Source organism: Pseudomonas sp. GP01-A4 (assembly GCF_058780865.1).
Window position 1 is genome coordinate 139,049 of record NZ_JBYSWF010000006.1, and the last position, 17,006, is coordinate 156,054.

The following is a 17,006-nucleotide window of genomic DNA, read 5'->3' on the forward strand; positions in this document are numbered from 1 at the left end:
TGTGGGCCTGTTCGCTAGCGGCCTGGGCTTATCCAGGTTTCCAGGTCCGTTGCGGTCATGGGCTTTGCTATCAGGTAGCCCTGCGCTTCGGAACATCCCCACTGTATCAAGAGGTCGAGGATTTCCTGGTTCTCTACGCCTTCGGCAACGACTCGGTAGCCGAGCCCTTTCGCCAGGCCTATCAGGGTTTTAACCAACTGCTTGTCATTTTGATTGCTGCCCAGCCCGCTGATCAATGATTGATCCAGCTTGACGGTAGTGGCCGGCAGTTCCTTCAGGTACGCCCAGTTGCTGTAGCCCGTGCCGAAATCATCAACCGCGACCTCTATGCCAATCTGCCGAACGCGCTGCAGTTGCCGGATGACTTCCTCAGGGTTGGTCATCAACATGCTTTCGGTAAACTCAAGTTCAAAGTCGGCAGGGTCAAGGTCATGCCGGTGAAGCTCATGAATCATCGCGTCCACGAACTCGGAGCTTTCCAGATCGCTGACGGTAATGTTCATCGCTATTCGCAGGCGCACGCCTTGTGCTTTCCAGGCTGCGGCTTGCCGGATGATTGCCTTGAGCACCCATAATCCAACGGACGGTATCAACGCGGTTTTTTCGGCCAGGGGGATGAACTCGGCAGGGCTGATGGGGCCAAGCAACGGATGGTTCCAGCGTAGCAATGCCTCTACCGAATCACAGCTTCCCGAGGGCAGTTTGATTTTGGGCTGATACACCAGGCTGAACTGTTTGTCGCAGCTGACCGCTTCCGGCAATGAACTCAACAGCATGAACGCGCGTTGTTGAGCTGCATCAAACTGGGGTTCATAAAGAGACCAGCCCAGCTTGCGGTCACGCGCCTCATCTGCCGCACTCACCAGCAGGCGTAGCCAGTCTTGCTGGCCGGAGTGGTGAATGGGCAGCACGCCAATCCCGACTTGCATGAGGATGGGGATGCCGTGGCATTCAACAGGCTTTTTGAAGTCCTTGAGAATACTTTCGCAGATGTGCTCGGTGGTTTGATTCTCCTCTAGGATGAAGCCAAACCGCGTCGGGCTGATTTTGTAAAGCAGGCACTGCGCGGGTAACAGGTTTTGCAGGCGAGATTTGATCGCCAGAACCAGGTCTCCGGCAAAGCTGTAGCCCAGGGCCTTTACAATATCGTTGAGAAACTTTGGCGAGATAATGTCAACTGCGTACACATGGCACGCGTTTTCAAGCTTAAGCGCTTGACGTATATCTTCCTCAAGCCTGAGTCGATTGAATAGCCCAGTCGGTTGGTCTACGAAGTTGCGGGACCGCATGCCCTGTATGCGCATCATGACCAGCTCGGCAAAGTCGTTGAGCATTGCACTGTCACGCTCGCTCATGGGAGGGCGGGGGACAGTATCAATGATGCAGAGACTTCCCAGGGTAAAGCCATCCTCCGTGATCAATGGCGCGCCCGCGTAATAACGAATATGCGGCGGCCCCGTGACCAGGGGATTGTCTTTGAAGCGGGCATCCAGCGTTGCGTCCGACACCTCCAGCAGGGCGTTGTCCAGGGTAGAGTAGGCGCAAAAAGACACTTCTCGCGGTGTCTGCGTTTCTGTAATTCCCACCCGTGCCCTGAACCATTGCCGGTGTTTATCGACAATTGAAATCAGTGCGATGGGGGCGTTGTAATAGGCAGACGCCATCTCGACGATCTTTTCAAATACATCATCACTATCGCTGTCGGTTGGACAAAATTTCGCGACCTCTTTTAGCCGTTCAATTTCATTCGGCGGAATAGGAGCGCCTTCGCCCATGACAATCCTCAAAGTGGTTACGTTCGTACAACAAGGTATCAGACAGTGCCATCATTATGATGTTGTTTTTCTATTCATCAGATAGCTCAAGGGTATGGCGTCCGGGTGATCTCTTCCTGCGTATCTCCCTAATTCTTGCGCCCTGCGGATGAATGTACGCGCGGGGCAGCGAAGTGGATGCACGGCATTAAAAATTTTTCCGGCATTTCCGCGCTTCTAGTTCACCCGTGGCGCCGCCTTGATGGCCATGTACGCATCCTTGATGGGCTCAAAACCATATTTCTCTTCCAGCCGTTTCACGATGAAGTGCCCCCGCGCCATGTCCTGGTAGAAGTGGGTGAACAGCGTATTGATCGTCGCCCCGGTAAAGGCGCCCATCACCGGAACGGCCTGGGCTGCGAACTTGCTGGAAATGGTAAAGCCAAAACGTGTCGCGACTTTATCGATGAGGATCGCCAGCCATTTCCCGGCTTGGCCCGGGGACAAGCTGCTGATGGCCTTGGAGCCCTGCTTGGCGGCGATCCCCGCCAGTTCCTTGGACAGTTGTTGCATGGCCTGGGTGGTGAAGCTGCGGGTCATGTAGTAACCGGTCTCCGTTGCATCGTCGGCCTGGCTGGTGCCACCCATGGCAAACACCTCGATGCAGGCTTGTTTGGTCGAAAAGTCGCCCAGGTCGAAACCCTCGCTGCGCGCCACGTCGGCGACCGCGCGCATCATGATGGTGGTGGAGATCGGCAGCTCGATAAACAGCGCCGCGAAACCGAAGGCCCCGCCGATGGCGCCCGAGGTGGCCGCAAAAGCCTTGTGCAGCCGGGTCGAGGCCGGTTTTCTCGGACTGTTGTCCAGGCTTTTCAGCGCCGCGCCGGCGGATGAATGCAGCGCTGCCGCCACCGCGCCATTGATCCGTTTGGAAACCACCCCCGGCAATGCCTTTACCGCGCTTTCAATCGGGGAGCCGATCATGCCGGACAGCCTGGCCGTCAGGGAGGGTGACTCCAGCAAACCGACGGCCCGCTTGAGATCCTGATAGTCCTCGGGATTGTCTCTGATGCTCACAGGCGTCTCCTTGAAATTTTTCCGGCTTTGATAAAACAAAGACCCGCGAAGAGGGCCATCGTGCCGTCACGCTTTACCCATTCTTTACCTGCGCGGGTGCTGCGTTCGCCGGCGGGTCGGTTAGGCTGCCAGTTACCTTGAACTGAACGGCGGTGTGAATCGAATGAACCTTCAACCTCGGTACTGGCTGGCGGTGAGCGCCCTGGTGGGCAGCCTGGGATTGATTGCGGGGTGTGCGGGCGATCCGCCAAACCCGCGGGCCGAATTCAGCGAGCGGGTCAACAAGGAACTGAGCACCGCGTATCAACCGTCCCATTATGAAACGTCCGGCTGGGGCGCGACCTGGCAGCTCGACAAGCAATCGGTGAACGTTGCGTGGCTGGCACCGGTGACCCATGAGCGCCTGCCGCTGATTATCTACTTGCCGGGTTTGGGTGAGCCGGCCTCGGGCGGGGTGGCGTGGCGCAAGGCTTGGGCGCAGGCCGGTTATGCGGTGTTGTCGGTTCAGGAACCCGCCCATGATCAGTCGATCTTTGCCTCGCAGCAGGCGTTATATGGCGACTTTCGCGGGATGGCGAGCAGTCATTACTCCGCCGCCGCCCTGCGTGACAGGCTGTCGACCTTGCAGAAAGTCCTGAGCGAAGTTCGGGCACGGGCCGCCAAAGGCGACGCGCAACTGGCGGCCATCGACTGGAACCAGGTGGTGGTGGCCGGCTTTGATTTTGGCGCGCAGACCGCAGAGGCACTCGCCGGGGCGCTGGAGCCCGGGGCCACCCCGGGCGTCGGGATTCAACCCAAGGCGGTGTTGCTGCTCAGCCCTTATGTAGACGCCGATGCCCGGCCGGACGTGTTTGCCCGGATAACGGCGCCCGTGCTGTCGATGACCGGCCAGCAGGATGAAGATCCGTTCAACTGGGTCAGCTCTTACCGTCAGCGAGAGGTGTTGGGCGAGTCGGTGACAGCGGCGGGCAGTGTTCAGCTGGAGTTGAACAGCGCGACGCACAAGACCTTGTCCGGGAGCGAGCTGTTCAGCCGGCCGGCGAAAAGGACCGACAAGGGCAGTGCTTCGTCTGGCGACGCGCCCAAGGGGCGAGGGCACAAGCACGGCGCCAAACCTGGCGGCGGCGGCCCGATGGCGGGCGAACCGGCGCCGGACCCCAAGCAGGTGGCCGCGATTCAGGCCATGGGTTTGGCGTTCCTGGATAGCCGGGTCAAACACAATCCCGCCGCCACCGAATGGTTGCGACAGGGCGCGTCAACCTGGCTGGGTGAGGCGGGACGGTTGAAGTAATGGCGGCGGGCTTCCCCCCGCCAAGCGTGATGTATAAGTTTCTCAAACGTCATCAACCATCTTTTTCCGGCGTGATACGCTAGCCTTACTTTTGAATTGGCACTGGTCGTTCCCGCGTATACGGCGACAGTGAGGAGTGAACATGTCGAAAATTTCCCACCAGGATCTACGGCGCTCGTTTCGCGAGCTGCTGGCCTCCCAACACTGCTTTCACACCGCCTCGGTGTTCGACCCGATGTCCGCCAGGATCGCTGCAGACCTGGGCTTCGAAGTCGGCATCCTGGGAGGCTCGGTGGCGTCATTACAGGTCCTGGCTGCACCGGACTTCGCGCTGATTACCCTGAGTGAGTTCGTCGAGCAGGCCACCCGCATCGGCCGGGTGGCGCAGCTTCCGGTGATCGCCGACGCCGACCACGGCTACGGAAATGCACTGAACGTGATGCGCACCGTCCAGGAACTGGAGCGTGCTGGCGTCTCGGCGCTGACCATTGAAGATACCCTGCTGCCCGCGCAGTTCGGGCGCAAATCCACCGACCTCATCAGCACGGAAGAGGGCGTGGGCAAGGTCAAGGCGGCCCTGGAGGCCCGGGTCGATCCGCAGCTTTCGATCATCGCCCGGACCAACGCCGCCGTGCTGCCGGTGGAGGACGTTATCCATCGCACCAAGGCGTATCAAGAGGCTGGCGCAGACGGCATCTGCATGGTGGGTGTCCGTGACTTCGACCACCTTGAACAGATCGCCGAAGGCCTGACGGTGCCGTTGATGCTGGTGACCTACGCCAACCCGCATCTCAATGACAACGAACGCCTGGCCAAATTGGGTGTGCGGATTGTGGTTGCCGGGCACGGCGCGTACTTCGCCTCGATCAAGGCCACCTACGACAGCCTTCGCGAACAGCGCAACCTGACGCGCAGCACGTCAAACCTGACCGCCAGCGAACTGACCCACACCTACACGTTCCCCGACACCTACGTGAGCTGGGCCAAAGAGTTCATGGATGTCCAAGAGTGACATGACCCTGCAGGAGCGAGCTTGATCGCTCCTGCAGAAGCTCTAAGCTAATTCCATAAAATTATTTATTTTATTTTTTATAGATCAATATCATCTAACTGAGTTGACCCTTGGAGAGCCGGAGTCCGCGCTGTTCAAGTCTTATCCGCTCAGGAATCTATAAAAATGAACACGCTGAAACTGGCCCGCAACCTCCTCTCGGCCGTGGGCCTCGCTGTCCTCTCCCTAAGCGCTCAATCCGCTGACCTCACCATCGGCTACATCAACGGCATCGACCCGATCAAACGCGCCATCGCCGATGGCGAATATGAAAAAGGTATCGGCCAGAAGATCGATTGGCGCAGATTCGACGCGGGCCCGGCCGTCCTGGCCGCCATGGCTTCCGGTGATGTGCAGATCGGCAACCTGGGTTCCAGCCCGTTGGCCGCGGCGGCTTCGCGAAACATGCCGCTGGTGGCGTTCATTGTCAGCGCGCAGATTCGCAGTTCCGAGGCCCTGGTGGTTCGCGACGGCAGCGGGATCAAGACCCCTGATGACCTGATCGGCAAAACCATCGCCGTGCCCTTTGTGTCGACCTCCCATTACAGCCTGCTGGGCGCGCTGAAGCACTGGAACCTGGACCCGCGCAAAGTCAACATCGTCAACCTGACACCGGCACAAATCACCGCCGCCTGGGCCCGCGGCGATATCGACGGGGCGTTTACCTGGTCGCCTGCCCTGGGTGAAATCCGCAAGACCGGCAAGATCCTCACGGATGCTGCCGAAGTTTCCAACTGGGGCGCCCCGACCTTTGAGGTGTGGGTAGCGCGCAAGGATTTCGCTGAAAAGAATCCGAAGGTCGTTGCCGATTTTGCCAGGGTCAGCCTGGCGGCGATTGCCGATTACGCCGCGCATAAAAAAGACTGGACCGCTGATTCTGCCCCCGTGAAGAGCATCGCCCGGCTCACAGGCGCCAACGCTGCGGACATTCCCGAGCTGCTCGAAGGCTCGTCGTTCCCGACGGCCGCCGAACAAAAAAGCGCGCAATACCTCGCCGGTGGCACCGCCAGGGAAATCGGCAAGACCGCCGAATTTCTGAAAGAGCAGGGAAAAATCGAAAAGGTCCTGCCTGACTATTCCGCCTTCGTCAGCGACAAGTTCATCGGAGAATAATCATGGGCCTGACGCTTCATCCCCTTGGCCCTACCATCGGCGCCGAGGTTGAGGGGCTGGATATGACCCTGCCTCTGACGGATCAACAACACGACTGGGTGGAGCAAGCACTGCTGCAGCACCAGGTGTTGTTCTTCCGTAACCAGGCCATTACCCCCGGGCAGCACGTGGCATTTGCCGCGCGGTTTGGTGATTTGCACCGGCATCCGATTTACCCGCACGTTGACCGGCACCCGGAACTGCTGCTGATCGACACCGCCGTGACCGATGTCCGCGACAACGCCATCTGGCACACCGATGTGACCTTCCTCGCCGCACCGGCGATGGGCTCCGTGTTGGCGGCCAGGCAAGTGCCTGCGTTCGGCGGGGATACGTTGTGGGCCAATGGCGTGGCTGCGTTTGAAGGGTTATCGGCCCCCGTCAGGCAACTGCTCGACGGCCTGACCGCCACCCACGAATTGACCAAATCATTTCCCACCGAGCGCTTCGGCAGCACGCCCGAAGCATTGGCGCGCTACGAAAAAGCCCGGAAGGATCACCCGCCGCTGTCACACCCGGTGGTCAGGACGCATCCTGCCACCGGGCGCAAGGCATTGTTTGTGAATGAAGGCTTTACCACGCGGATCAATGAGCTTGAGGCGGCGGAAAGTGATGCGTTGTTGCGGTTATTGTTCAGCCACGTGAGCCGTCCGGAATTCACCGTGCGTTGGCGATGGAAGGCGAATGATGTAGCGTTCTGGGATAACCGCATTACCCAGCATTACGCGATTGATGATTACCGACCGCAAAGGCGGGTGATGCACCGCGCGACGATTTTGGGTGACGTGCCTTTTTGATGGAGGATCGGTCGATGGACTTGCCCTTGGTGATCAACCCTGACGACTATCTGGAAACCGAGTTCGGCAGGGAATTCACGCCTGAACGAAATCGACAGGCATGGCAGCTCGCGTATGCGCGGTTGAGGCACGAGCTGTCACAGGCGGCAAAGGGCACTCATGTGTACGTGGTCATGGGCGTGCAGGGGGCGGGCAAGTCTCGCTGGGTGGCGGAAAACCTTGAGCGATTGGGGCACGGCGCAATCGTCTTCGATGCTGCTTTGCCGGCGCGGCGTCATCGGGAGGAGCTGCTGTCCATCGCGAGGGAATATGCAGTCCCGGTGATCGGCATCCTGGTGAGTGCACCGCTGGAGCTGGCGTTATCGCGAAATGCCCAACGCAATGCCGACAAAAAGGTGCCGGAGGACGCGCTGAAAAGCGTGTTCAGCATGCTCGAGCCACCCAGTGAAGACGAAGGATTCGTGTGGGTGCAAACCATTGAACAGCAGGCGCCGCTGCCCACAACCCTGCAAACTGACCGGATGACCCTGGTTGCGCCCGACGTGGCGCTCGCTGAAAAACTCGCCGATGCCTTGAACGCCAGCTACGCACTGCACCGCCGGTTTCTCGTATGGAGCAAGCCGCACTGGACGCGGGAGGACACGCAGGAAAGCCTGCAGCGCGCGGCAAAAGACTTCGATGCGCCTGTCGGGGAGAAACGGTATTTCCTGTTATCTCGCGACGAGCCCCAGGCATTGGTGGGCTGTATCGGCCTGCTGCCGCTGGCCGATGAGATTCACAGCTACGAAGTTGGCTATTGGGGCAATCAGGCACACGCCGGTCATGGGCTGATGAGGGAGGCATTGACCGCTCTGGTTTCGCAGTTGAGCGGGCACACACTGCGCCTGACCACTTCTTCGGCGAACATATCCAGTCAACGACTGGCTGAGGCAACGGGGTTTGAATGGGTGGAAACCCTTCAAGGCGCGCGGCGCTGCGAGTACTTCGGCGTACGCGATACGCTGGTTTACCGCCGGACCGCGCGCTGACACTAAAGGTACTCACACTCCCCACGCAGCAGCGAAAGCTGAACCAGGTCTTGATGAGCTGCGTTCCAGTAACCCGCCTGCCTCAACGTTCCTTCACGCACGAACCCGGCTTTCTCAAGCAGGTTCAGTGACCGAGCGTTGTCAGGATGAACCAGCGCCTCGATCCTGTTGAGTTCCATGTGCTGGAACGCCCATCGAAGGGCGGCGTAAACCGCCTCCTTCATGAGCCCCTGTCCCTGTGCCGATTGCGCCATCTCAAACCCTATGGCACAACTGCGCCACGCACGATTCCATTTGAAGAAACCACAGGTGCCGATCAGCGCTGCCGTGGCTATGTCCTCAATCCCCCAGCGAATCCCCGGATTGGGTGAGGTGCGCCAACTGGCAAACAGCTCGATCAGTTGCTCCGCTTGATGAGGCTCGGTAATTGGGTCGGCACCGAACCACTTCATTGCTTCAGCGTCGCTATGAATCGCAAACAACCCCACCGCATCCTCCTGTGTAAGTTCTCTGAGGGTCAGGCGTTCGGTTTTGAGAGTCGGAAAATCGGACACTGCGGGCGTCACCTTTTAGAAAAACGATTCGCTAAGGTGTGTCGTGCGGAATAAAAAATCAATCTGTTCAGTGGTGACGCAGGGCGTCACGGGATACGAATACACGCTCCTGATCAACTGAGATCCACTGAGACCAACTGTGGGAGCTGTCGAGCCCCAGCGAGGCTGCGATGCAGGCGCCGCGGTCTGGCAGGTACGGCGCGGTGATCCCATCGCAGCCTCGCCGGGGCTCGACAGCTCCCACATTGGTTTCAGCACTCACTCCTCGCGTTTGACCACCAACGTCAAGATGTCATAACTGGCCACCAGCTCACCCAACTGGTTGGTCACCTCCACATCCCACGCCACCACGCCTTGCGGAATGCCCTGGGGGCTCTTCTTGCCCTGGTCGATCTTGCGCTTGCAGGTCAGCCGCGCCTGGATGGTGTCGCCAATGCCCACCGGGTTGATAAACCGCAGGGTGTCCAGTCCGTAGTTCGCCAGCACCGGCCCCGGTGCCGGGGACACAAACAGCCCGGCCGCCGCCGACAGCACAAAGTAACCATGGGCAATGCGTTTGCCGAATTGCGATTCCTTGGCTGCGATGTCATCGAAGTGCATGTAGAAGTGATCGCCCGACAGGCAGCCGAAGTTCACCAGGTCGGCCTCGGTGACGGTGCGGCGGTGGGTCAGCAGCGATTCGCCAATCTGCAGGTCCTGGAAGAAGCGGCGGAACGGGTGCACTTCGGTCTCGATGACCTTGGCGCCGCGTACGTACTCGCCGGTGACCGCCGCCAGCATGGTCGGTGAGCCCTGTACTGCTGCGCGTTGCAGGTAGTGTTTCACGGCGCGCAAGCCGCCGAGTTCTTCGCCGCCACCGGCGCGGCCCGGGCCGCCGTGCTTGAGTTGCGGCAGGGGCGAGCCGTGGCCGGTGGATTCGGCGGCGGATTCGCGGTCGAGCACCAGCAGGCGGCCGTGCCACGCGGCAGCCACCGGGATGGCTTTGGCAGCGATCTGCGGGTCTTTGGTGATCAGGCTCGCGACGAGGCTGCCTTTGCCGCGTGCGGCCAGGGCCAGGGCTTCGTCGAGGTCGTCGTAGGCCATCAGCGTGCTGACCGGGCCGAAGGCCTCGATGTCGTGGGCGCCGCCTTCCGCATACGGGTCGCGGGCTTGCAGCAGGGTCGGGGCGAAGAACGCGCCCTGGCTGACGTTTTCACCGCGGGGTTCAAAGCCGTCGCGGGCGCCGAACAGCATGTCGCTGCTCTGCAACAGGCTTTCCAGGCGGTCGGCCACGTCTTTCTGCTGGTCGTGGGAGGCCAGTGCGCCCATGCGCACGCCTTCCACCGACGGGTCGCCCACCACAACTTTTTTCAGGCGGTCCCGCAGGCGGGTGGCGACGGCGTCGATATGTTTGGCCGGCACGATGGCGCGGCGAATGGCGGTGCATTTCTGCCCGGCCTTGGTGGTCATTTCCCGGGCGACTTCCTTGATGAACAGCTCAAACTCTTCGTCGTCCGGGCTTACGTCCGGGGCGAGGATCGCGCAGTTCAGCGAGTCGGCCTCGGCGTTGAACGGCACCGAGTTGCGGATCAGGTTCGGGTTGACCCGCAGCTTGGCGGCGGTGTCGGCGGAGCCGGTGAAGGTCACCACGTCCTGGCCTTGCAGGCGGTCGAGCAGGTCGCCGGTGCTGCCGATCACCAGTTGCAGGCTGCCGGGTGGCAGCAGGCCGGATTCGTCCATCAGGCGCACCACGGCTTCGGTCAGGTAGCTGGTGGCGCTGGCCGGCTTGACGATGCATGGCATGCCCGCCAGGAAACTCGGGGCGAATTTTTCCAGCATGCCCCAGATCGGGAAGTTGAACGCGTTGATGTGCACCACCAGGCCGCCACGAGGCACCAGGATATGGGTGCCGGCAAAGCTGCCGAGCTTGCTCAGCTGCATCGCCGGGCCTTCGTGGACGATATTGCCCGACGGCAATTCCCGCGAGCCCAGGCTGGCGTAGGTGAACAGCGTGCTGTTGCCGCCTTCGATATCGATCCAGCTGTCGGCACGGGTCGCGCCGCTGTGGTGGGAGAGGGCGTAGAGCTGTTCCTTGCGCTCGCTCAGGTACAGCGCGATGGCCTTGAGGCGCTGGGCCCGCTGCTGGAAATCCAGGGCCATCAGCCCGCTGACTCCCTGGCGGCGCCCGTGTTCGATGGCTTCGGCGAAGTCCGGGCGCTCCTCGTGAGTGCGTGCCAGCTCGTGGCCGTCAATGGCGCTGCGCAGCACCTGGGCGCCGTGTTGGCCGATCCAGCGGCCAGCGATAAAACTTTGCAGGGTAGGGGCGTGAGACATCACGATTCCTCCGGGTTGGAAAATGAGAGTTAGTGTTTGCTGGCGCCTGCGGCACCAATGCCGGTCATGGAGCGAATGAACTGCGCCAGGTAACGCCCGCGTTCAACGGCAGCGCGGGGCGAGCGGTCGGTGACGGAAAAGACCCAGGCGCTGAAAAACGCCAGGCTCATGGAAAACAGGGCAGGGTTGGAATAGGGGAACAGCGCCTTGTCGTAATGCAGTACGTTGACCCACACCGCCGGGCTCAGCACCAGCAGCACGATGGCCGAGACCAGTCCCGCCAGGCTGCCGGTCACCGCGCCACGGGTGGTCAGGCCCTTCCAGTACATCGAGAGGAACAGCACCGGGAAATTCACCGAGGCGGCGATTGCCAGTACCAGGCCGGACAGGAACGCAATGTTCTGCGACTCAAACAGCAGGCCGAGGATGATCGCCAGCACGCCGATGCACAGCGTGGCGATGCGCGACACGCGGATTTCCTGCTGCTCGCTGGCCTGGCCCTTGCGGATCACGCAGGCATACAGGTCGTGGGACACCGCCGACGCGCCGGACAACGCCAGCCCGGCGACCACGGCCAGGATGGTCGCGAAGGCCACCGCCGAAATGAACCCCAGGAACAGGTTGCCGCCCACGGCCTGTGCCAGGTGCACGGCGATCATGTTGCCGCCGCCGATGATCGCGCCGTTGGCATCCCGGAAGCTTGGGTCAGTACCCACCATGACGATGGCGCCGAAGCCGACGATGATCAGCAGCAGGTAGAAGTAGCCAATGAAACCGGTGGCGTAGAACACGCTCTTGCGCGCTTCCTTGGCGTCGCTGACGGTAAAGAAGCGCATCAGGATATGCGGCAACCCGGCGGTGCCGAACATCATGCCCAGCCCCAGGGAAATCGCATCGATCGGGTTCGACAGCAAGCCGCCCGGCGCCATGATCGCGCTGCCCTTGGCGTGCACGGCGGTGGCCCCGGCGAACATCGCCTCGGTGCTGAAACCAAAGTGCTTGAGCACCATGAATGCCATGAAGGTGGTGCCGAACAGCAACATCACCGCCTTGATGATCTGCACCCAGGTGGTGGCGAGCATGCCGCCGAAGGTCACGTAGAACACCATCAGCACGCCCACCAGCATCACCGCGTACAGGTAGTCGATGCCGAACAGCAGCTCGATCAGCTTGCCGGCGCCCACCATCTGCGCCACCAGGTACATCAGCGCCACGGTCAGGGTGCCGAAGGCCGAGGTCAGGCGCACCGGGGTCTGCTCCAGGCGGTAGGACACCACATCGGCAAACGTGTACTTGCCCAGGTTGCGCAGGCGCTCGGCGATCAGGAACAGGATGATCGGCCAGCCGGCCAACACGCCCAGGGCGTAGAGCAGGCCGTCATAACCGTTGAGGAACATCATCGCCGAGATGCCGAGGAATGACGCCGCCGAGATCATGTCGCCGGCAATCGCCAGGCCATTCTGGAAGCCGCTCATGCCGCCGCCGGCGGTGTAGAAGTCGCTGGCGGAACGGGTGCGCAGGGCGGCCCAGCGAGTCACGCCGAGGGTGAACAGCACGAACACCAGGAACATGCCGATGGCGTTCCAGTTCAGTGGCCGGGATGCGCCGTCGGCGGCGACTGCAAGGTCCGTGGCCAATGCCAGCGGCAGGAGAAACCACGCTACCAGCCGGCTCATGCTGTGCACTCCTGCTTGAGCTTGTCGTTCAGCGGGTCGATCACGTGGTTGGCGCGGTACACATAAAAGCCGGTCAGCGCGAACGCCAGCAGCACAATCACCACACCCACCAGCATGCCCACGGTGGTCACGCCGCCGCTCAACGACTGCCCGAGGGTAGCCGGGGAGAACGCCACCAACAGCACAAACCCGAAATAGATCACCAGCATGATCAGCGACAGCGACCAGTACAGGTTCTGTTTGCGGCGTACCAACTGGATGAAATCGGGATGTCGACGGATGCGCTCGATATCGTCGGGGGTCATGGTGGTGTGCTCCTTTTTATTGTTGTTGTGGTTAAACCAGCGTCCTGTAGGAGCGAGCTTGCTCGCGAAAAACCTGAGGGCGCCGCGTTGATTCAGGCTATCCGCGTCATCGTTAACGATCTTCGCGAGCAAGCTCGCTCCTACAGGGGAGCGGTGTGTCCTTAAAGCTGATCGAAATCCAGTACCACCTTGTCGCTGACCGGGAATGCCTGGCACGACAGCACATAGCCGGCGGCCACTTCGTAGTCTTCGAGGGCGTGGTTGCTGTCCATCTCCACTTCGCCTTCGATGACTTTGCATTTGCAGGTGGAGCACACGCCGGCCTTGCACGAATACGGCAGCTCGGCGCCCTGGGCATTGCCCGCGTCGAGGATGCTCTGAGTGTTGCGGGGCAGGTCGAAGGCGAGGGCGCGGCCATCGCTGATCACCGTGATCTGGCTGACCGCCGCATCCACTTGCCGCGCCGCTTCGCGGGCCTCGCGCTTGTGCTGGCTGCCGGCGGCGGCGAACAGTTCGAAATGGATGCGCTCCGGCGCCATGCCCTTGGCCTTGAGGCTGTCGCGCACGGTCTCGGTCATCTCCTGCGGGCCGCAGATAAAGGCCGCGTCGAGGGCTTTTACGTCGAGCCAGCGGGAGAACAGTTGCTCGCACTTCTCGGCGTTAATGCGGCCGTTGTAGAGGTCGACATCCTGCTGCTCGCGGCTGAACACGAAGATCAGGTTCAGGCGCTGCAGGTAGCGGTTCTTCAGGTCTTCGAGCTGTTCGCGAAACAGCGCGCCGGAGCTGGAACGGTTGCCGTACAGCAGCGTCACGCGGCTGTGGGGCTCGGTTTGCAGGGTGGTCTTGATGATCGACAGGATCGGCGTGATACCGCTGCCGGCCGCCACTGCCAGGTAATGGCCGTGGCGAGCGGGATCAAGGTCCACATGAAAATGCCCGGCGGGCGGCATCACTTCCAGGCTGTGCCCGGCCTTGAGCTGCTCATTGGCAAATGCGGAGAACCGTCCACCGGCCACGCGCTTGATGGCGATGCGCAGTTCGCCGTCATTGACCCCGGTGCAGATCGAATAGGAACGGCGCACTTCCTCGCCATCCAGCTGGGTGCGCATCACCAGGTGCTGGCCCTGGGTGAAGTGGAAGCTGTCTTGCAGATGCTGCGGAATCTCGAAGGCGATGGACACCGCGTCACGGGTCTCGTTGCGCACATCCTTGATGGTCAGGCTGTGAAATTTGCTCATTGTTGTTCTCCAACCAAGCGGGCCGCTGGCCCCTCAGATGCACTTGAAATAGTCGAACGGTTCCAGGCAATCGCGGCAGCGGTACAGCGCCTTGCAGGCGGTGGAGCCGAATTCGCTGAGCACTTCGGTGTGGGTGCTGCCGCATTGCGGGCAGGCAATCACCGGGCTTTCTCCCAGCAGGCTGCGTTTGCTGCTACTGCCTTGGGGCGGTGCGATGCCGTAGGCCCGCAGGCGTTCGCGGCCGCTGCTGGTGATCCAGTCGGTGGTCCAGGCCGGGGTCAGCTTGCGTTCCAGTTGCGGCGCGCGGAAACCTGCCAGCTCCAATGCATCGCGGATATCGCCCTCGATCACTTCGGTGGCGGGGCAGCCGGAGTAGGTCGGCGTGACCACCACATGCAAGTGGCCGGCCTGCCAGTCCAGGTCGCGCACTATGCCCAGGTCGACCACGCTCACCACCGGCACTTCCGGGTCCATGACCTGCGCCAGGGTGGCCCACGCGGCAGCCAGGTCGGTGGGTTGCGCCGGGCGTGCGCCCTGGTCGCTGGCGATCAGTTCACCAGGTTGCATCGGGGTACGCTCGGGGCAAAAACTGCATTTCCGCCAACAAAATTCCCAGGTGCTCGCTGTGCAAACCGCGGCGTGCATCCAGGTAGAAATAGCTCGCAGCAGGCGGCAGGGGCAGGGTGGCGCTGGTAAAGATTTCGCTGACCTGGGTCTGCCACGCTGCGGCAACCTGAGCGGCGTCCGGCGTAATGCCGGCGGCGTGCAGGCGCTGTTCACTGTCGTCGGCGCCGGTCAGTTCCACGGTGAACCGCCACAGCTCGGGGATCGCCGCGAGCATGCGTTTATGGCTTTCCTCGGTGCCGTCTCCCAGGCGCTCCACCCACTCGCCGGAGCGGCGCAGGTGATAGGTGACTTCCTTCACCGCCTTGGCCGCGATGCCGGCGATGCGTTCGTCGCTGGATTGGGCCAGGCCGCTCAACACCGGCAAGTGCCAGGCGTCATACAGGAATTGCTTGAGGATGGTCACCGCGTAGTCGCCGTTGGGTTGTTCCACCAGCAGCAGGTTGCGATAGGCCCGCTCATCCCGGCGGAAGGCCAGGTGATCGGCGTCGCGCCCGTCGTCCAGCAGCTCGGCGGCGTATTCCAGCCAGTTGCGCGCCTGGCCCACCAAGTCGAGGCCGACGTTCATCAGTGCCAGTTCTTCTTCCAGCGCCGGCGCATGGCCGCACCACTGGCACAGGCGCTGGCCCTGGATCAGGGCGCTGTCGCCGAGGCGCAGCAGGTATTCGATCAGATCGGTTTCAGGGTTCATGGTCGACCTCACATATGCCCGACTTCGGCCGGCAACTCGTAGAAGCTGGCGTGGCGGTAGACCTTGTCATCGGCCGGGTCGAACAGCGGGTCCTTCTCGTCCGGCGACGAGGCGGTGATCAGCGCGGAAGGCACTACCCACAGGCTCACGCCTTCACTGCGGCGGGTGTACAGCTCCCGGGCATTCTCGATGGCCATGGTGGTGTCGGCGGCGTGCACGCTGCCCACGTGCTTGTGATTCAGGCCGTGCTTGCTGCGCACGAAGACTTCAAACAGGGTCCATTCAGACATAACGGTAACTCCACATCAGGTGGCCGATCAGGCGGCGTTCTTGTTCTGTTTTTTACGGGCGTGGGCGACGGCGGCTTCGCGTACCCAGGCACCGTCTTCAATCGCCTTGCGGCGGGTGGCGACGCGTTCCTGGTTGCACGGGCCGTTGCCCTTGAGCACTTCGTAGAACTCGCTCCACTGGATCTCGCCGAAATCGTAATGGCCGCGTTCGGCGTTCCACTTCAGGTCCGGGTCGGGGCAGGTGCAGCCCAGCAGCTCCAGCTGCGGGATGGTCTGGTCGATGAAGCGCTGGCGCAGTTCGTCGTTGCTCTGGCGCTTGATTTTCCAGGCCATGGATTGGGCGCTGTTGGGGGAGTGTTCGTCGCTGGGGCCGAACATCATCAGCGATGGCCACCAGAGGCGGTTGATCGCGTCCTGGACCATGTCTTTTTGCGCCTGGGTGCCCTGGCGCATCATGGTCAGCAGCAGTTCGTAGCCCTGGCGCTGGTGAAAGCTTTCTTCCTTGCAGATGCGCACCATGGCCCGGGAGTAGGGGCCGTAGGAGGTGCGCTGCAGTACCACCTGGTTGACGATGGCGGCGCCGTCTACCAGCCAGCCTACTGCGCCCATGTCGGCCCAGTTCAGGGTGGGGTAGTTGAAGATGCTGGAGTACTTGGCCTTGCCGCTGTGGAGCTTGGCGATTTCTTCGTCGCGGTCGGCGCCCAGGGTTTCCATGGCGCTGTAGAGGTACAGGCCGTGGCCGGCTTCGTCCTGGATCTTGGCCATCAGTTGCAGCTTGCGTTTGAGGGTGGGGGCGCGGGTGACCCAGTTGCCCTCGGGCAGCATGCCGACGATTTCCGAGTGGGCGTGTTGGGAGATCTGGCGGATCAGGGTTTGACGGTAGGCGTCGGGCATCCAGTTCTTGGCTTCGATCTTGATTTCGGCGTCGATTTTTTCCTGGAAGGCGCGTTCCTGGTCGGACATCTCGGAGAGGTCCTTGATGCGCTTTACTCCGGTTTCTACAAGCTGTGCGTACATGGGGGGTCTCCCGCCTTGTGTTTTGTCGTAGGCATGGAGGACTTTATAAGCGATACGGAAATTAATATCAAACACAAAATATGGTGTCGTTATTTGATTTTGTATCGCTTTGCGGGAAGGGAGCAGATATTTGTCGCTACGGTAACGG

General features: G+C 61.4%; 16 protein-coding genes. 5 read left to right on the plus strand and 11 right to left on the minus strand.

What is annotated here, in order from left to right:
• Positions 1-14: 14 nt before the first annotated feature.
• Complete coding sequence (locus AC3WKX_RS06500; RefSeq protein WP_102604587.1) at positions 15-1,775, minus strand: sensor domain-containing phosphodiesterase; 1,761 nt, start codon at positions 1,773-1,775, stop codon at positions 15-17.
• 216 nt (positions 1,776-1,991) lie between these two features.
• On the minus strand, positions 1,992-2,831 hold the full coding sequence (locus AC3WKX_RS06505) for an EcsC family protein (RefSeq protein WP_003208925.1): 840 nt from the start codon (positions 2,829-2,831) through the stop codon (positions 1,992-1,994).
• A 163-nt stretch (positions 2,832-2,994) separates the two neighbouring features.
• On the opposite strand from AC3WKX_RS06505, the gene AC3WKX_RS06510 reads away from it, so the two are divergent.
• From AC3WKX_RS06510 to AC3WKX_RS06530, 5 genes are all read left to right on the plus strand, one after another.
• Entirely contained in the window at positions 2,995-4,122 is a 1,128-nt protein-coding gene (locus AC3WKX_RS06510; protein ID WP_102604586.1) for an alpha/beta hydrolase family protein, read from the plus strand.
• 142 nt (positions 4,123-4,264) lie between these two features.
• Positions 4,265-5,134, plus strand: coding sequence for an isocitrate lyase/PEP mutase family protein (locus AC3WKX_RS06515; RefSeq protein WP_003208921.1), 870 nt, complete (start codon positions 4,265-4,267; stop codon positions 5,132-5,134).
• A gap of 165 nt (positions 5,135-5,299) precedes the next feature.
• On the plus strand, positions 5,300-6,286 hold the full coding sequence (tauA, locus tag AC3WKX_RS06520) for a taurine ABC transporter substrate-binding protein (RefSeq protein WP_087694293.1): 987 nt from the start codon (positions 5,300-5,302) through the stop codon (positions 6,284-6,286).
• Positions 6,287-6,288: 2 nt separating this feature from the next.
• The gene (gene tauD / locus AC3WKX_RS06525; RefSeq protein ID WP_102607480.1) at positions 6,289-7,122 is read left to right on the plus strand and encodes a taurine dioxygenase; all 834 of its coding nucleotides are present in this window, start codon (positions 6,289-6,291) and stop codon (positions 7,120-7,122) included.
• A gap of 14 nt (positions 7,123-7,136) precedes the next feature.
• A complete protein-coding gene (locus AC3WKX_RS06530) occupies positions 7,137-8,150 on the plus strand; it encodes a GNAT family N-acetyltransferase (protein ID WP_102604584.1) in 1,014 nt (337 codons plus the stop codon).
• Positions 8,151-8,152: 2 nt separating this feature from the next.
• On the opposite strand, the gene AC3WKX_RS06535 is transcribed toward AC3WKX_RS06530, so the two are convergent.
• The 9 genes from AC3WKX_RS06535 to paaA all read right to left on the minus strand — a co-directional run bounded on the left by AC3WKX_RS06535 (position 8,153) and on the right by paaA (position 16,858).
• Positions 8,153-8,704, minus strand: coding sequence for a GNAT family N-acetyltransferase (locus AC3WKX_RS06535; protein WP_102604583.1), 552 nt, complete (start codon positions 8,702-8,704; stop codon positions 8,153-8,155).
• Positions 8,705-8,962: 258 nt separating this feature from the next.
• Entirely contained in the window at positions 8,963-11,017 is a 2,055-nt protein-coding gene (paaZ, locus tag AC3WKX_RS06540; RefSeq protein ID WP_102604582.1) for a phenylacetic acid degradation bifunctional protein PaaZ, read from the minus strand.
• 29 nt (positions 11,018-11,046) lie between these two features.
• A complete protein-coding gene (locus AC3WKX_RS06545; protein WP_003208909.1) occupies positions 11,047-12,693 on the minus strand; it encodes a cation acetate symporter in 1,647 nt (548 codons plus the stop codon).
• Positions 12,690-12,998, minus strand: coding sequence for a DUF485 domain-containing protein (locus tag AC3WKX_RS06550; RefSeq protein WP_003208907.1), 309 nt, complete (start codon positions 12,996-12,998; stop codon positions 12,690-12,692). The genes AC3WKX_RS06545 and AC3WKX_RS06550 overlap by 4 nt, the downstream gene beginning before the upstream one ends.
• A gap of 161 nt (positions 12,999-13,159) precedes the next feature.
• On the minus strand, positions 13,160-14,236 hold the full coding sequence (paaE, locus tag AC3WKX_RS06555; protein ID WP_003208905.1) for a 1,2-phenylacetyl-CoA epoxidase subunit PaaE: 1,077 nt from the start codon (positions 14,234-14,236) through the stop codon (positions 13,160-13,162).
• A gap of 33 nt (positions 14,237-14,269) precedes the next feature.
• Positions 14,270-14,803, minus strand: coding sequence for a 1,2-phenylacetyl-CoA epoxidase subunit PaaD (gene paaD, locus AC3WKX_RS06560; protein WP_102368708.1), 534 nt, complete (start codon positions 14,801-14,803; stop codon positions 14,270-14,272).
• Positions 14,790-15,551, minus strand: a complete 762-nt coding sequence (gene paaC, locus AC3WKX_RS06565; protein WP_003208901.1) for a 1,2-phenylacetyl-CoA epoxidase subunit PaaC — start codon at positions 15,549-15,551, stop codon at positions 14,790-14,792. Before paaC ends, paaD begins: the two co-directional genes overlap by 14 nt.
• A gap of 8 nt (positions 15,552-15,559) precedes the next feature.
• The gene (gene paaB / locus AC3WKX_RS06570) at positions 15,560-15,841 is read right to left on the minus strand and encodes a 1,2-phenylacetyl-CoA epoxidase subunit PaaB (RefSeq protein ID WP_003208899.1); all 282 of its coding nucleotides are present in this window, start codon (positions 15,839-15,841) and stop codon (positions 15,560-15,562) included.
• Positions 15,842-15,868: 27 nt separating this feature from the next.
• Positions 15,869-16,858, minus strand: coding sequence for a 1,2-phenylacetyl-CoA epoxidase subunit PaaA (gene paaA, locus AC3WKX_RS06575; protein ID WP_003208897.1), 990 nt, complete (start codon positions 16,856-16,858; stop codon positions 15,869-15,871).
• Between the last annotated feature and the right edge of the window lie 148 nt (positions 16,859-17,006).

Coding starts and splice junctions, on each gene's coding strand:
- AC3WKX_RS06500 (WP_102604587.1), bottom strand. CDS start 1,775: ATGGGCGAAGGCGCTCCTATTCCGCCGAATGAAATTGAACGGCTAAAA.
- AC3WKX_RS06510 (WP_102604586.1), top strand. CDS start 2,995: ATGAACCTTCAACCTCGGTACTGGCTGGCGGTGAGCGCCCTGGTGGGC.
- AC3WKX_RS06515 (WP_003208921.1), top strand. CDS start 4,265: ATGTCGAAAATTTCCCACCAGGATCTACGGCGCTCGTTTCGCGAGCTG.
- tauA (WP_087694293.1), top strand. CDS start 5,300: ATGAACACGCTGAAACTGGCCCGCAACCTCCTCTCGGCCGTGGGCCTC.
- tauD (WP_102607480.1), top strand. CDS start 6,289: ATGGGCCTGACGCTTCATCCCCTTGGCCCTACCATCGGCGCCGAGGTT.
- AC3WKX_RS06530 (WP_102604584.1), top strand. CDS start 7,137: ATGGACTTGCCCTTGGTGATCAACCCTGACGACTATCTGGAAACCGAG.
- paaZ (WP_102604582.1), bottom strand. CDS start 11,017: ATGTCTCACGCCCCTACCCTGCAAAGTTTTATCGCTGGCCGCTGGATC.
- AC3WKX_RS06545 (WP_003208909.1), bottom strand. CDS start 12,693: ATGAGCCGGCTGGTAGCGTGGTTTCTCCTGCCGCTGGCATTGGCCACG.
- AC3WKX_RS06550 (WP_003208907.1), bottom strand. CDS start 12,998: ATGACCCCCGACGATATCGAGCGCATCCGTCGACATCCCGATTTCATC.
- paaE (WP_003208905.1), bottom strand. CDS start 14,236: ATGAGCAAATTTCACAGCCTGACCATCAAGGATGTGCGCAACGAGACC.
- paaD (WP_102368708.1), bottom strand. CDS start 14,803: ATGCAACCTGGTGAACTGATCGCCAGCGACCAGGGCGCACGCCCGGCG.
- paaC (WP_003208901.1), bottom strand. CDS start 15,551: ATGAACCCTGAAACCGATCTGATCGAATACCTGCTGCGCCTCGGCGAC.
- paaB (WP_003208899.1), bottom strand. CDS start 15,841: ATGTCTGAATGGACCCTGTTTGAAGTCTTCGTGCGCAGCAAGCACGGC.
- paaA (WP_003208897.1), bottom strand. CDS start 16,858: ATGTACGCACAGCTTGTAGAAACCGGAGTAAAGCGCATCAAGGACCTC.